This is a genomic window from Bacillus paranthracis, from assembly GCF_024296885.1.
Taxonomy (GTDB): domain Bacteria; phylum Bacillota; class Bacilli; order Bacillales; family Bacillaceae_G; genus Bacillus_A; species Bacillus_A paranthracis.
On the sequence record NZ_CP101135.1, the window covers coordinates 3,980,118 to 3,993,471 of the forward strand.

A 13,354-nucleotide genomic window follows, 5' to 3' on the forward strand; every position below is an offset into this window, starting at 1 on the left:
CACCTCTCTCTTTTGATAACGTTTACATTTATATAGATTATTTATGTTATTTATTTCACAATATTGTATGCATGTATATTTAATTAGTTTCATTATAAAGCAACATATCGATAGTAAATATGTGATTTTCCGTCCATTTTGTGAACAAACTAGAAATGAAAGCGTTTCCTTTATTATATACTAAAAAAACTTACTACGCTAGGGGTATTTTTTTCAATCTACTACTCCCTCAAAAAGTGATATATTTTTCCTTTTCCTATTAAACCTTATACAATTTTCAGAAATTATATTATAAAATATATGTATGACTTAAGGAGGATTTGTATGAATCAAAATAAAAAAGCTATATTAGATCTTGTCTTTTATCTCGTAATCCCATTCCTCATTTGGAAATTTGCAAAACCTTATATCGATCCTTATTACGCAATGTTACTTTCCTCTGTTCCGGGGATTATTTATACACTGTATACCTTTAAAAAAGAAAAACAGTTTAACGTAACAGGGTTCTTTATTTTAATTACACTCATTTCTAATACAACGGTAGATCTATTATCTGGATCAGCTGAACGAATGTTGTGGAACGATGCGTATTATCACATCGTACTCGGTATTATCGTTATATGCACAATTTTTATAAAAAAACCAATTATGTTATATTTCGCAGCAGATATTGCTGCACTGCAAGGCCATGACCGTGATAAAAGTCGTGAACTGTATCGTGATAGTCGTATCTATCCAGCATTGCAATATTTAACGCTCTTTTTCGGTCTACAATTCATATTAAAAAGCTTCTTAAAAATTTATTTCATCTCTGTTTTCGGTGTAGATGGCTACGGTGAAATGAGAGCAATTATGACCGCCGTTGGATGGGGTATTTCCATTTGTATCGGAATTGGATTTGTCTGGGTGAACAATAAAATACATGCCGTTACAGAAGAAAAAGAGTCTATGCAGTAAATGAAAATCCCCTAGTAGTATGATGCTACTAGGGGATTTTCATTTTGCTACACATATTACGAAATCTTTAACTTGATTTTTTTCTTTTATTTTTTACGTTTTGATAAAACAAAGCAGCACTTAGCGGCATAACACCAAACCACTTATTCATAAATGGCTCTTTTTCAGCACGGCGTTGTTCTTTCTTTTGTTTACGATCTTCTTTTGGAGCATCCATATACGACACAAACTGCTGTGTCACAAAGCGAACATAATCATTAGTAGACATATTATCATCACCTCTACTTGATTAGTATGTCCACTTTTTTATTCATTAATCTTTTCTTTTAATTCATCCATAATTTGCTTTACAGACTTATTCGTCGTATCAATATGGATATGGGCCTCTTCATAATAAGCTCGGCGCAATTCGAATTTCATTACAAATGCATCTATATCTTTCTTCTGAAATAGTGGACGTGTCGTATCTTCACGAAGCCTTTCTGCAATTACATGTGGATCACAATATAAATACACGACAGTTCCATTTTCCTTCATCCACTTTCGGTTTTCCTCTCGCTCAATGATTCCGCCGCCAGTTGTAATGATTACATTTTCAACAGGTAGTGAACGTAACATCTCACTTTCATATTCCCGAAAAGCCATTTCACCTTCTTCGGCAAAAATATCACGAATCTCCTTCTCTTGCTTCTCTTCAATTTTTTGATCTGTATCTATAACATCCATATGAAGTTCTTTACTTAATGCTTTTCCAATTGTTGTTTTCCCAGCTCCCATATAGCCGGTTATGTATATAGATTTCATTTTCGTTCCTCTCAATCGTCATGTATTACTTGTTATTATAACGAAAGATGCTACTTTATTTAATAAAAAAACGTTTTGTTCTTCTTATACACTGAAGAACAAAACGTAACATACTCGCTTTATCTATAAGTACCTCTTCTCACCCACTGCGTTGCAATCCATTTCTCACCTTTCGTTACAGGTGCCCCTCCGTGTAACGTAAGCTCATTTAGTGATTGATCTTGATAGAAATACTCAAAGTATACTGCCATTCCCTTTCTAGGGTGCACAGAAAGATTTAATTTCGGAAAGAAAGTTTCTCCGCCTTCTTCTACATCATTTAAGTACATGACAAGCGTACTAATACGATTATTAGCAGCTGATCTACTATGTTCGGCAAAATAATCATAGTGTGCTTTATATTGTTGATCCACTTCATAATTTAAAATGTGTAATCCTTCTCCATGCGAAACAGGAACATTCATGATAGATGAAATTCGTTTTTCAATCTTCGCAGTAAGTTCATTATCATCTAAAAATGCACCACTACTCGTTCGAATATCATTTACATCACGTGATGAACCAACTTTAGAACGTGCTAATTTATTTTTAGACAATTCAATTAATTTGTCACACTCTTCATCACTTAATACATTTCCTAACACGACAATAAGAGGTTCTTCGAATTTTGAAATAATTTGTATTTCCCTATCTTCTGTCATAATTGCATTTCCTTTATGATCAAAAATAGTTTGTTCCTTATTTTCACCTATTTGATTGTTGTTTGTCATTTCCCTATTCTCCCTAAAAATAATGATTGGATAGCATGAATATATCATATTCTTTCTACCCTTCTCTTTTTTGAGAAAATTTAAACTTTTAATTGTTTTATTTATCCATTTCCTTTTAAAAAACAGCCTATTTTCAAATGATAAATAATGGTTTTTTATCCATATATTTCACATACTATCCTTCTATCCAATCGAATATTTTCTCATCTTTTTTTCTATACCGAAAGCTTACTTTATAGAAAACTTCCTGTTTTATTTTGCACTGCAATGAAACGAGAATAACGTCGTTTTCAAATACGTAATTTCCACTCGCTTCGCCCTTTTCATATGAAAAGAAAAAAGTATCTTCCTTTTCTTTTTGCCGTAAGTCTTTTTTTATATTTGTAATAGATTGATTTAGTATTTCCTCCAGTACAAACTTTTGCTCTATTTCAATATAAAATTTTTTATCTATAAGCAACATATTCGTTTCGTATATAAAGAACGAAGTTAATAATATAAGAAAAATGATTGTTCCTGGCATCGTAAATCCATCTTGTTTTATCATACATGTATTCCCATTTCGCTATACCTTATAGCTACACCTTCATATTTTTTCCCGCTCCTATCTTTCACATTGATAAAGAGCAAATGAGGTGTTACTTCATACGAAACCATTTCAACATTTTGTAATATAACTTCTCTTCCGCGCATGTTCACTTTTCTTATAAGGTGATTATTCAATTTTTCATACGTCACTTCATCTCCAGTGCGAAGACGGAAGCGCAACATACTCTCTCTATTTTCAGGAACTATTTTTTCCACAAATGATACTTCACGAAACTCTAACTGTACTTGTCCTACAAACACATCCCATTCCCAATTATTTAACCCTTTTGATTGCTTGTTTTCTATTCCAATAAAGCTTAAACGTGGTAAGAGTAAAAAGAAAAGCGATAACAGAAAAAAACATACAATCATTTCAATTAATGTAAATCCAACTTCTAATTCATTTTTTCTCCCGCATAAAAGCATTGTTCCATCATTTTTCCTTTCACATCTTTCCACATCGCACAAACTTCATTTCCTCCCCAATATGTGTAATATACATTTCCATTTATGACTTTTTCTTTCTGTTGTTTTGCCTCATTCTCATACATATATAAAGCTGCTTCTTTTTTTAATAATACAAATGCCTTATAACGAATTTGTATGTTTTTTCGTTCTTGCATAATCAATACTGTTTGCGGAAGTAGTAAAGATACCATCATCATTACTATACTTAATGCTACAAGCATTTCAGCCATCACTGACCCTTTTTGACATTTCACGATACGTAAATCTCCCTCTTCCAAGCTGGAATACAATCTCATATTTATAACTTCGATACGAAAGTAAAATCGTGCCACCTCTATTAATATTTCCACTCGGATTATATGTCATCGGATTTGGAAAAGTATTCAAATCCAATTGTATATCGCTATCATATTCTCTTTTAATGATAGAATGATCCGTACTCGATTCCCCTATATAATACATATGTCTATCTTTATGCCATCGTAATGTATAGTGTTTTTGACGGTTTATAGCTAATTGTTGCATATACAAAATATCATTTGAAAACTGTCTTAAAAATTGTTCGATTTTTTGTTTTTCGTATAATGAATGTACATGAAAATACGTGACCATACTTAATACAGAAATAGCAAATAAAACGAGTAGCATTTCTAAAAGTGTAAAACCTTTTTGCTTCACAGTTTCCCACTTGTTACCGTGCCATCATTGGAAATATGAATAGCTTCACCATTCGGACACTCATCCTTTGTAATATATTTCCCATCAATTAGCTCTTTTAGCGAGGGAATTTTATTATGTTGTAGTTGATATACTTGTATTTGCGCTTCTATAGATTTCACATAGGCTTTACATCCTTTTCCTTCGACGGATGAGCGCTGCGTAACTACATTTGGAATAATTAATAGTAATAATACAGTGATGACGACCATAACTAATAACATTTCTAAAAGGGTAAACCCTTCCTCATTCTGCATGTAAATGCCTCCTATATAGAATTCATCATTTGAAACATTGGCATAATCATCGCTAAATACATAAGAACAACTATTGCTCCAATACACGTAAATAAAATCGGTTGAATAATCACTAACATACGTTTAATTTTTTGCTCCATCTTTTCCATAATCAGATCACTATAATCACCTAATTCAATCGCCAAATTACCGTTTGCTTGACCATGTGTAATAATATAAGAAAGTTCTTCCTCATAATATCCGCTTTTAGCAATAATAGATTGCAACGGTTCTCCCGCAATTAATTGGTGTTTAACTCGGCCCGCTTCATACTGAAAGAACGGCTGATACTTTTGCTCCATCATTATTGTTAGAGCCTCAAGTACTGATAGTCCTCCGTGTAATAAGCTGCTCAATTGAGTAGCGAAATAATGCGAATGCTTTAAAATAAGAAATGTTTTTACGAGGGGGATACGAAGCATAATTTTTACTCGCTTCATATGCGGGAGTTTCCGAAAGTACAATATATATACACTACAACCCACCATAACAATAAAAATAGTGCTAAAAATAAGATAGGGTAGTAGCTTAATTGTACTTAATATTTGTTCTGTGAATAACGGTGCTGTAGAACCAAATGAACTATATACCATGTCAACTTGTGGTAATAAAATGCGGTTAAAAATCAAAATCATGATTATTAAAAAGAACGCCAAAAACATAGGATACTGCATTATTTTCATCATATCTTTCCTATACTTATCCTTTTTATAAAGAAGTGCACTCCCTTGTTGCAACGCAAAAGAAATATCACCATGTTGCTCGGCATAAAATAAATAGCTTAACATCTCCTGATGAAACTTTAATTGATGAAAAGAATCGTGTAGACTTTTTCCATTTTTTAATCCATCAATCATGCGCTGCAATTGTACTTTCTTTTCTAAAGGTAATTGAAACCGTAAAAATTCTAATGCCTGCAAAAGAGAGTATCCTTTTTCTAATAGTTCTCCTAATCGTTTCAGTAATATTACTTGATCACTTAAACTCCATATTTTCTTAAACATAAACATCCTCTTCTAAAAATCCTAAAGCGTATCCTTTTCGCAACGAAGACTCTAATGTCTCATGCTTGTACGTGACACATTCCCCGTTTGCTTCTTTAATCGCTTGTTTTAACTCATATCCATATAACAACTCATAAATACTCGCTTGCCTTACTTGCCTCATTGATTTACATACAGTTGAGCACTTTCTTTTACAAAACGGACACTTCAATTCAACAAGTCGCTGTGCAGCTATAGCCAATAAAGATTGTTCAATCTCTTGCCTTGTTATGCCAAAGTCCATAAACCGAAGTATTGCTCCTTTCGCATCATTCGTATGCAGTGTCGTCATTACTAAATGGCCAGTCAAACTTGCTCTTATAGCGATTTTTGCTGTTTCTTCATCACGAATTTCACCCACTAAAATAACATCTGGATCATGACGCAAAATAGCCTTTAGTCCCGCCTCATATGTGATACCTGCTTTTTCATTTATTTGAATTTGTAATACATCGTCATTTCTTTTTTCAACTGGATCTTCCAGTGTAACGATGCGGCGTGTTTTCTTTTTTCTAATTACCTCTAATAATGCATACATTGTTGTTGTCTTCCCCGATCCAGTCGGTCCAGTAAATACGAGTAACCCATGGGAATAATGTAAAAAAGAAAGTAGTTTCTTCGCTGTACTTGGAAATAACGAAAGATGAGATAACGGCTGAATAGATGCTTGTAAATGAAGACGAATAACGAGACTTTCTTGATATACAGTTGGAAGCGTGGAAAGACGTAAATACACTTCCTGTCCATCCATTTGTAAATACAGTGAACCATTTTGTGGCTTCCGCCTCTCCCCTATATCCATGGATGCTAAAAATTTAAAGTGTGAAACAAGTTTTTCTCCAAATTCCTTTTCAATGTATTGTTTCGTCATTAAATCTTTCCCTATGCGTAGTTGAATCACTACATCCTTCTTCCGGGGCACAATATGTAAATCCGAAGCTTGTACCCTACACGCCTCTTTCAAAATCGTATTCGCAAAGCTTTCAATTCCATTCATCATTTTTCCCTCCCCACTATGTATATAGCATGAAGAAATCCATCTGAAAAATCGGTATTTTTGCATTTTCACTAGATAAAAAAGGAAAAATATGTTTGTGAAATTATGAACAATTTCCGAATTATTGTCTAAAATTACCTATACCCATGTTTATCTGTATTATAATGTTATTATCTTGGATAAAGTGATAAAGGTGGAGATCTTCATGGAACAAGCTTTAAAAATTACAGGTGTTTTAGCTGACCCAACTCGTTATTACATTTATAAATATATTTCTCAAAAACATAGTTACGTAACTGTACAAGAAATTGCTGATGAGTTTGACATTCATCCAAACGTAGCGCGTTTACATTTATCTAAATTAGAAGATGTTCATATGCTGAAATCTGAAACGAAGAAAACTGGAAAAGGCGGACGACCAAGCAGATTATATGTATTATCTGAAGATGTTATCCAATTACAATTCCCATTCCGTGATTATCAATTATTAGCAAAAATAGCGTTTAATTCTTTACTTAGCCTTGGAGCTGCTGGTGAAAAAGCGCTCTACGAAACAGGGAAACAATTCGGGGCCGAATTAATGCAACAACATATGCAGCGTTTAAATGTGAGTGAAGATGCCTTAACAGTTGAACAAAAAATTCAAATTGCAAAAGAAGCCTTTTCGACAGCTGGCTTATCACCTGCATTTGAATTAAGTGCAGATGGAACGAAAATTTTCTATGATGTACACAATTGTCCATTTAAAGAAGTTGCTGTCCATCACCCAACTGAAATTTGTAATATGCACGGGGATATGATGAAAGGGATTTTTGAAATCCTATTCCCTAACACGGAATTAACACGAAATGATAGTTTACTAGATGGATGTAAATCTTGTAATTATAAACTAACAATTTGATTTCTCATATAAAAAGAAGCCAATTATAATTGGCTTCTTTTTATATGAACGAATATTTACAATAGTAAGAAAAATAAACTATAATGAAGTGAGGTTTACTTTTTTTAGAAAAGGAGGGAGATGGCATGGAGCGCATGTTTCGCGTTCTCGGCTTTTGGACTGGAATTTTCTCGGTTATGTTTTACGTAGGGGATATGCAACAGGCCGCACTACTATTTTTAGGACAAACAGGATTCTTCGTACTTTTAAGCTATTTAAATTTAACAGAGCGTATGTATATATACGTATTCGGGGCATATTTAACTGTTTTCTTCATAGGATTTACATACTACACGACATTTTTACTTGTCCCTGGGGCTGGACATTAAAAGATGGCATTTTGCCATCTTTTTTTTAATTCCGGAATTCCCTAGTTGACTTATAGGTTTTATTGATTTATATTCTATATAACAGATTGGAATTAGGGGGAATCATCATGAATACACTGCTTGTCGGAATTAACGTTGCAGTCATGCTCATTTTAGTTGGCGTATTATATTATATGCAACGTAAGCATGTATCTTTTAATAAACGTGTATTTACCGCTTTAGGAGTCGGAATTATCTTCGGCCTTATATTACAATTTATTTATGAGCCAACTTCTAAAGTAATTATTGAATCAAATACTTGGTTTGGCTTAATCGGTAACGGTTATGTGAAGTTACTTCAAATGATCGTTATGCCACTTATTTTAGTATCTATTATTTCAGCATTTACAAAATTACAGTTAACGAAAAACCTTGGTAAAATTAGTGGTCTTATTATCGGAATTTTAATTCTGACTACAGGAATTGCTGCAGCTGTCGGTATCGCTGCAAGTGCAGGATTTGATGTATCTGCAACTGGTCTGCAACAAGGTGATGCAGAATCTGCTCGTCTGAAGCTAGTTGAAGAAAGATTTACTTCTATTGAAAAAACAACAATTCCAGATAAATTATTAGAACTATTGCCTACAAATCCATTTCTTGATTTAACAGGCGCTCGTCCAACATCAACAATTTCTGTTGTAATATTTGCAGCCTTTATCGGCATCGCCTTTATAGGTGTAAAACGAAAATATCCAGAACAAGCAGAGCTATTTAAGAAAATGCTTGATGCTGTATATGCAATTGTAATGCGTATGGTAACATTAATTTTACGTCTTACTCCATACGGCGTATTAGCTCTTATGGCAAAAACAGTTGCTGGTAGCGACATAAATGCTATTTTAAAACTTGGTAACTTCGTGTTAGCGTCTTACGTGGCACTTATCGTAATGTTCGTTATCCACTTATTATTAATTGCTCTATCTGGTTTAAATCCAATTCAATATTTGAAAAAGGTGTTCCCTGTATTAACATTTGCATTCACATCTCGCTCTAGTGCTGGTGCAATGCCATTAAATATTGAAGCTCAAAAAGAAAAACTTGGTATTTCTGAAGGGATTGCAAACTTCGCAGCCTCATTTGGAGTATCTATCGGACAAAACGGTTGCGCAGGTATTTATCCAGCAATGCTTGCAATGATGGTCGCTCCAACTGTAGGAATTGATCCATTACAACCACAATTTATTTTAACTTTAATCGCTGTCGTTGCTATTAGCTCATTCGGTGTTGCCGGCGTTGGTGGCGGTGCAACATTCGCAGCGTTAATCGTACTATCTACAATGAACTTACCAATCGGTATTGTCGCTCTTGTTATCTCAGTTGAACCATTAATCGATATGGGGCGTACAGCTCTTAACGTAAGTGGTTCTATGACAGCAGGTCTTATTTCTAGTAAATGGCTTGGTGAATTAGATCAAGATACGTACAATCAAGATGATACAAAAACTGGTGAAATTGCTTCATAATGAAAAGGACGCTAACAAAACGGTTAGCGTCCTTTTTTAGTTCTTTTCATCTTCCTCTTTATCTTTTATACATAAGGCATAACATATTGTTTCAAACACTATGTACAGATATAAAGAAATTACACCGTTTTTCATTTTTTTAATAACTATTAATTATAAACTACAGATTAACTATTATTCCTCATCTGCAAACTGTAAAAATTCTTCCAACCGCTCCTTTAACTCCTCCTCTATCTCACAATAAGATTCATCAACAAGTTCACCACTTAACTTATTTCCCCAAAACCTTATTTGAAGCGGTACTCCTAAAAAATAACTACAACATTCCCAGATAGGAACTGTATAAAATTCAATCATCTTTCCTTCTTCATCTAATACAGCTATCGAAATTGATGAAGAATATCCTGTTTCAAAAGGATTTTCTTTATCTCTGATGAGTTCTATAAATAATTCCATGTTTTTTTCTATGTACAAATGTGAATAATCTTTAAAAAGTTTAAATGCTATTCTCTCTATTTCCTTCTCCATGCATTGAATGTTCTCTTTTAACTCCAATGTAAAATCTCTTTCTGTATACTTCATCTCCGTCTCCTTACACATAGAAAAAGAGAATACAATAACATATTCTCTTTCCTCACATATACTTCATTATCTCACAGCCCGTCCTTTTCACAAATAACCATTTTGTTCGCACCATTTATGAAATTGTCCTACGTCTACTCCAACTAACACGATATCTTTTAGCTCTACCTCAATGATTTGTTCTCCAATTACAATAGCAAACTGCGATTCTAATTTTGTCTCGTTTTTCTTTACAATTCCAATTCGGTTCCGATGCGGTCCATCTTTTATATATGCTTTTTGTCCTACAATATCAAAGTTCAAGATCTTCACCTCTTTTACTGCGCTCAAATTGGAAATACGATCTCCACCTCGGAAAATTTCCTTTCATTGCACTATTTCTCTATATATATGACGAAACAATAAAAGAGTCCTTCCTTCTTTACAATTATTTTTTCTTTGTTTCATTTTTGTGATTGAAACGTAAAGTTTATAATAAAATACACTTGGAAGCGCTTTCTATGTAATTTTTTATGTTATAATGTATAAGTAGAACTTCGTAAAGAGGGTTAAAAAAAATGAATACAAAAATGATAAAAAAAGTAATTGAAGCATTAAAAGTATATGGCTTTCAGAATGTATCATTCTGTGACAAAACGAAGCAATTTTTATTTCATAACGAAACAGATATTATGAGCGGCTATGCAGAAATAACATATAGTAGTCAATTTGAAAAATTCAACGTACAAATTCATCCTATTGAAACGCATCACCAAGCAGAGTTACAAGAGGTTGAAAGACATATACAAGCCTGTATAAGAAAAGTGGAATATTTAAACGCACTTCTTAGCGGACAAACGAAACTAGATGATAAAATTATTATAATGTAAAAAAAGAACGTGAGGTGATCACGTTCTTTTTTTACATTATACGTTCATCTTTTCTTTCAGTTGTAATCCTGTAATAGACTCTAATACATCCATTGCTTCTCCAAATGTCATGTCAAAAATTGTTTTATCTTCTATGTATGGAAATTGTCTGAAACGCTTTTCTAACATTTTCACAGCATCCGACGTAAAGTGTGCACTATCGATGCCAAATTCTGTTTCAAGAAGAACGATCCAATCTAACACATGAAAACCTAATCCATTTACGAATGAAATAAGTTTTTCTTCTGACTGTGAAGATAAGAATACGTGTCGTTCCATCTCACTAAAAAGTTCTTCTCCTAAAATATCAGCTAATTCATCATCATGTTCGCGGTCAATAATTTCTTCATAACCATAATCATCTACAAGCTCCTCAACTTCTTCACTATCTGCAAAAAGTAATTGGCTAAGAAGTGCCTCTTTCTTAAATTCGCTATTTTGTACGACTTCTAAAAAGCTCGTTTCCCATCCATTTTCTAATTTCATATTATGTACTCCTTTATATATGTTTCTTATCATCACTGTACCCAAAAGATCACTTTTATAACCTTTTAGATAGTTACTATTATTTCACATGATTCATAACATAAGATGCAAATTCTGCTGCATCTCCTTCAAAAATATTTATTTCTGGCAAATGATAGAACGTTGTTTGGAGCGGATTTCCTTCATGATATACATATATATTTTTCTCTAACGCGATCGCCATTCCAAACTCTGTATGGCTCCCGTTTCCGCCATCTAATATAAGTAAAAATATATCCGCTTCTTTAATAGCATTCTTTTCTGCCTGACCAATTTCTCTTAATTGCTCTTGATTCACAGCTCTTTCGTTTCTTGTCCAATCATATGTATGGTGCCATCCTGCATATTTCAGTTCATTTGCTACAGAACGTACAAGATGTTTATTTTGGAATCCTGAAGCGATATAAAAATTCATTTATATACACCCCTTCTTTATATACGGGAAACTCCTTTTTAGCGTTACTTGCTATATAATAAAAAACGACTTCAAAAAAAATCCCCATCTTTAAAACTTATTTGCGTTTAAATGATGGGATGCTTCATGATCTTCTTTTATTTTTTGCTTTTTATAACTTTCATCAGCTAACATTTCTAGTTCAGCTGTTATCTCTGATTTTTCAAGCTCTCTTTCTTGCGAAAACTTCCTTGAAATATAAACAATAACACTACCAACGTACAACACAAAGCATATAATAAGTGCAGTATTTTCATAGAGACTTAGCTCCAACACAGTCACTCCTAATCCATTCGTATTTTCACGCTTCATTAATTGGAATTTCCCTACTAATCCATTTGCTATTGTAACATAAAAACACCGTTTCTTGGAATCTTTCATCCTACTAAAAGAGGCATGATTGTTTCATCATGCCTCTGAAATATGTTGAATGATTGTTTGAATTGCTTCTTTTCCATTATATTTTTTTAGAGCTGTTCTATACACTTCATTATTTTGATTTAATTCTTCGACATGCTTTATAAGAGATTTCACAGTCACATCTTCTTCATACAATACGGAAGCATATCCTTGTCTCTCAAAAGACTCTGCATTTAGTATTTGATCTCCACGACTTGCAAATTTCGATAGTGGAATTAAAACCATCGGCTTTTGCAATGTTAAAAACTCAAAAATAGCGTTGGACCCCGCACGTGAAATAACAAAATCTGTTATGGCTAATATATCTGGCAGTTCTCCGTGTACATACTCAAATTGTTTATATCCTTCTTTATTTTGTAAACTATCATCAAGATTACCTTTTCCGCAAAGGTGAACAATTTGATATTTTTTCAGAAGTTCTGGTAACGCTTCTCGAACCGTTTCATTAATTTTTTTTGCGCCCAAACTTCCTCCCATAATTGTAATAACTGGCTTTTTACGTGAAAAACCTAAAAATGCTAAACCTTTTTCACGATTTCCCTTTAGTACTTCTTCACGTACAGGAGATCCTGTATAAATTACTTTTTCTTTCGGTAAATGTTTCGCAGCTTCTTCAAATGTAACAAATATTTTTGAAGCGAAACGGAGCGCAATTTTGTTTGCTAGTCCTGGCGTCATATCAGATTCATGTAATAAAACTGGTACCCTGTTTAACCATCCTCCAATTACGACTGGTACAGATACGAAACCACCTTTTGAAAAAATTACATCTGGTTTTAGTTTTCGAATCCTTACATACGCATCCATAACACCCTTCATCACAAGAAAAGGATCTTTTATATTTTTTAAATCAAAATAACGGCGTAGCTTTCCGCTCGCAATACTATAGTACGGAATGCCTTCCTTTTCTATAATCGTTTTCTCAATTCCTTGATGAGAACCAATATAAGAAATATCCCAATTTTGTTCTTGTAAATGTGGAATGATGGCTAAATTAGGTGTTACATGCCCTGCCGAACCGCCACCTGTAAAGACTATTTTTTTCATACGTCTC

Annotated in this window: 22 protein-coding genes; 6 read left to right on the plus strand and 16 right to left on the minus strand. The window is 33.4% G+C overall.

Going from position 1 to position 13,354, the window contains the following annotated elements:
- The first annotated feature begins 67 nt into the window (after positions 1-67).
- Together NLJ82_RS20575 and NLJ82_RS20580 are read left to right on the plus strand one after the other, a co-directional pair.
- On the plus strand, positions 68-184 hold the full coding sequence (locus NLJ82_RS20575; protein ID WP_002028452.1) for a hypothetical protein: 117 nt from the start codon (positions 68-70) through the stop codon (positions 182-184).
- A 140-nt stretch (positions 185-324) separates the two neighbouring features.
- Positions 325-957: a VC0807 family protein gene (locus NLJ82_RS20580; protein ID WP_001073103.1), complete on the plus strand. Its 633-nt coding sequence runs from the start codon at positions 325-327 to the stop codon at positions 955-957.
- Between the two features lie 67 nt (positions 958-1,024).
- Here the strand turns inward: NLJ82_RS20580 and NLJ82_RS20585 are convergent, their stop codons facing one another.
- The 10 genes from NLJ82_RS20585 to comGA all read right to left on the minus strand — a co-directional run bounded on the left by NLJ82_RS20585 (position 1,025) and on the right by comGA (position 6,640).
- Positions 1,025-1,225, minus strand: coding sequence for a YqzE family protein (locus NLJ82_RS20585; RefSeq protein ID WP_000106079.1), 201 nt, complete (start codon positions 1,223-1,225; stop codon positions 1,025-1,027).
- Positions 1,226-1,263: 38 nt separating this feature from the next.
- Entirely contained in the window at positions 1,264-1,761 is a 498-nt protein-coding gene (gene aroK, locus NLJ82_RS20590) for a shikimate kinase AroK (protein ID WP_000836625.1), read from the minus strand.
- 119 nt (positions 1,762-1,880) lie between these two features.
- Positions 1,881-2,531, minus strand: a complete 651-nt coding sequence (locus NLJ82_RS20595; protein ID WP_000183848.1) for a 2OG-Fe(II) oxygenase — start codon at positions 2,529-2,531, stop codon at positions 1,881-1,883.
- 175 nt (positions 2,532-2,706) lie between these two features.
- Positions 2,707-3,078 (minus strand): competence type IV pilus minor pilin ComGG, encoded by a 372-nt coding sequence (gene comGG / locus NLJ82_RS20600; protein WP_000595196.1) that lies wholly within the window; start codon positions 3,076-3,078, stop codon positions 2,707-2,709.
- A complete protein-coding gene (comGF, locus tag NLJ82_RS20605) occupies positions 3,075-3,545 on the minus strand; it encodes a competence type IV pilus minor pilin ComGF (RefSeq protein ID WP_000923058.1) in 471 nt (156 codons plus the stop codon). Before comGF ends, comGG begins: the two co-directional genes overlap by 4 nt.
- Positions 3,515-3,817, minus strand: coding sequence for a competence type IV pilus minor pilin ComGE (gene comGE, locus NLJ82_RS20610; protein ID WP_000829518.1), 303 nt, complete (start codon positions 3,815-3,817; stop codon positions 3,515-3,517). Before comGE ends, comGF begins: the two co-directional genes overlap by 31 nt.
- On the minus strand, positions 3,810-4,265 hold the full coding sequence (gene comGD, locus NLJ82_RS20615) for a comG operon protein ComGD (protein WP_000810387.1): 456 nt from the start codon (positions 4,263-4,265) through the stop codon (positions 3,810-3,812). Before comGD ends, comGE begins: the two co-directional genes overlap by 8 nt.
- Positions 4,262-4,561, minus strand: a complete 300-nt coding sequence (comGC, locus tag NLJ82_RS20620) for a competence type IV pilus major pilin ComGC (RefSeq protein ID WP_001178694.1) — start codon at positions 4,559-4,561, stop codon at positions 4,262-4,264. Before comGC ends, comGD begins: the two co-directional genes overlap by 4 nt.
- A gap of 11 nt (positions 4,562-4,572) precedes the next feature.
- The gene (gene comGB / locus NLJ82_RS20625; RefSeq protein ID WP_000473553.1) at positions 4,573-5,604 is read right to left on the minus strand and encodes a competence type IV pilus assembly protein ComGB; all 1,032 of its coding nucleotides are present in this window, start codon (positions 5,602-5,604) and stop codon (positions 4,573-4,575) included.
- On the minus strand, positions 5,597-6,640 hold the full coding sequence (gene comGA, locus NLJ82_RS20630; protein WP_001013206.1) for a competence protein ComGA: 1,044 nt from the start codon (positions 6,638-6,640) through the stop codon (positions 5,597-5,599). The genes comGB and comGA overlap by 8 nt, the downstream gene beginning before the upstream one ends.
- A 205-nt stretch (positions 6,641-6,845) precedes the next feature.
- On the opposite strand from comGA, the gene NLJ82_RS20635 reads away from it, so the two are divergent.
- From NLJ82_RS20635 to NLJ82_RS20645, 3 genes are all read left to right on the plus strand, one after another.
- On the plus strand, positions 6,846-7,541 hold the full coding sequence (locus tag NLJ82_RS20635; RefSeq protein WP_000434102.1) for a helix-turn-helix transcriptional regulator: 696 nt from the start codon (positions 6,846-6,848) through the stop codon (positions 7,539-7,541).
- A 125-nt stretch (positions 7,542-7,666) separates the two neighbouring features.
- Positions 7,667-7,909 (plus strand): DUF2626 domain-containing protein, encoded by a 243-nt coding sequence (locus NLJ82_RS20640; RefSeq protein WP_000440719.1) that lies wholly within the window; start codon positions 7,667-7,669, stop codon positions 7,907-7,909.
- Positions 7,910-8,016: 107 nt separating this feature from the next.
- Positions 8,017-9,411 carry an L-cystine transporter gene (locus NLJ82_RS20645; protein WP_001094339.1) on the plus strand — a complete coding sequence of 465 codons (1,395 nt, stop codon included), beginning with the start codon at positions 8,017-8,019 and terminating at the stop codon, positions 9,409-9,411.
- Positions 9,412-9,585: 174 nt separating this feature from the next.
- On the opposite strand, the gene NLJ82_RS20650 is transcribed toward NLJ82_RS20645, so the two are convergent.
- Together NLJ82_RS20650 and NLJ82_RS20655 are read right to left on the minus strand one after the other, a co-directional pair.
- Positions 9,586-9,993 (minus strand): hypothetical protein, encoded by a 408-nt coding sequence (locus NLJ82_RS20650; RefSeq protein WP_000877911.1) that lies wholly within the window; start codon positions 9,991-9,993, stop codon positions 9,586-9,588.
- Between the two features lie 87 nt (positions 9,994-10,080).
- Complete coding sequence (locus NLJ82_RS20655) at positions 10,081-10,296, minus strand: DUF3912 family protein (RefSeq protein WP_001008331.1); 216 nt, start codon at positions 10,294-10,296, stop codon at positions 10,081-10,083.
- A gap of 254 nt (positions 10,297-10,550) precedes the next feature.
- On the opposite strand from NLJ82_RS20655, the gene NLJ82_RS20660 reads away from it, so the two are divergent.
- The gene (locus NLJ82_RS20660; RefSeq protein WP_001093243.1) at positions 10,551-10,862 is read left to right on the plus strand and encodes a hypothetical protein; all 312 of its coding nucleotides are present in this window, start codon (positions 10,551-10,553) and stop codon (positions 10,860-10,862) included.
- Between the two features lie 36 nt (positions 10,863-10,898).
- Here the strand turns inward: NLJ82_RS20660 and NLJ82_RS20665 are convergent, their stop codons facing one another.
- From NLJ82_RS20665 to murG, 4 genes are all read right to left on the minus strand, one after another.
- Positions 10,899-11,387, minus strand: coding sequence for a hypothetical protein (locus NLJ82_RS20665; RefSeq protein WP_000764271.1), 489 nt, complete (start codon positions 11,385-11,387; stop codon positions 10,899-10,901).
- A gap of 79 nt (positions 11,388-11,466) precedes the next feature.
- Positions 11,467-11,841, minus strand: coding sequence for a nucleoside 2-deoxyribosyltransferase (locus NLJ82_RS20670; RefSeq protein ID WP_001012348.1), 375 nt, complete (start codon positions 11,839-11,841; stop codon positions 11,467-11,469).
- Between the two features lie 90 nt (positions 11,842-11,931).
- Entirely contained in the window at positions 11,932-12,192 is a 261-nt protein-coding gene (locus NLJ82_RS20675; protein ID WP_000817964.1) for a DUF3966 domain-containing protein, read from the minus strand.
- Between the two features lie 96 nt (positions 12,193-12,288).
- A complete protein-coding gene (gene murG / locus NLJ82_RS20680; protein ID WP_000724749.1) occupies positions 12,289-13,347 on the minus strand; it encodes an undecaprenyldiphospho-muramoylpentapeptide beta-N-acetylglucosaminyltransferase in 1,059 nt (352 codons plus the stop codon).
- Positions 13,348-13,354 lie beyond the last annotated feature (7 nt).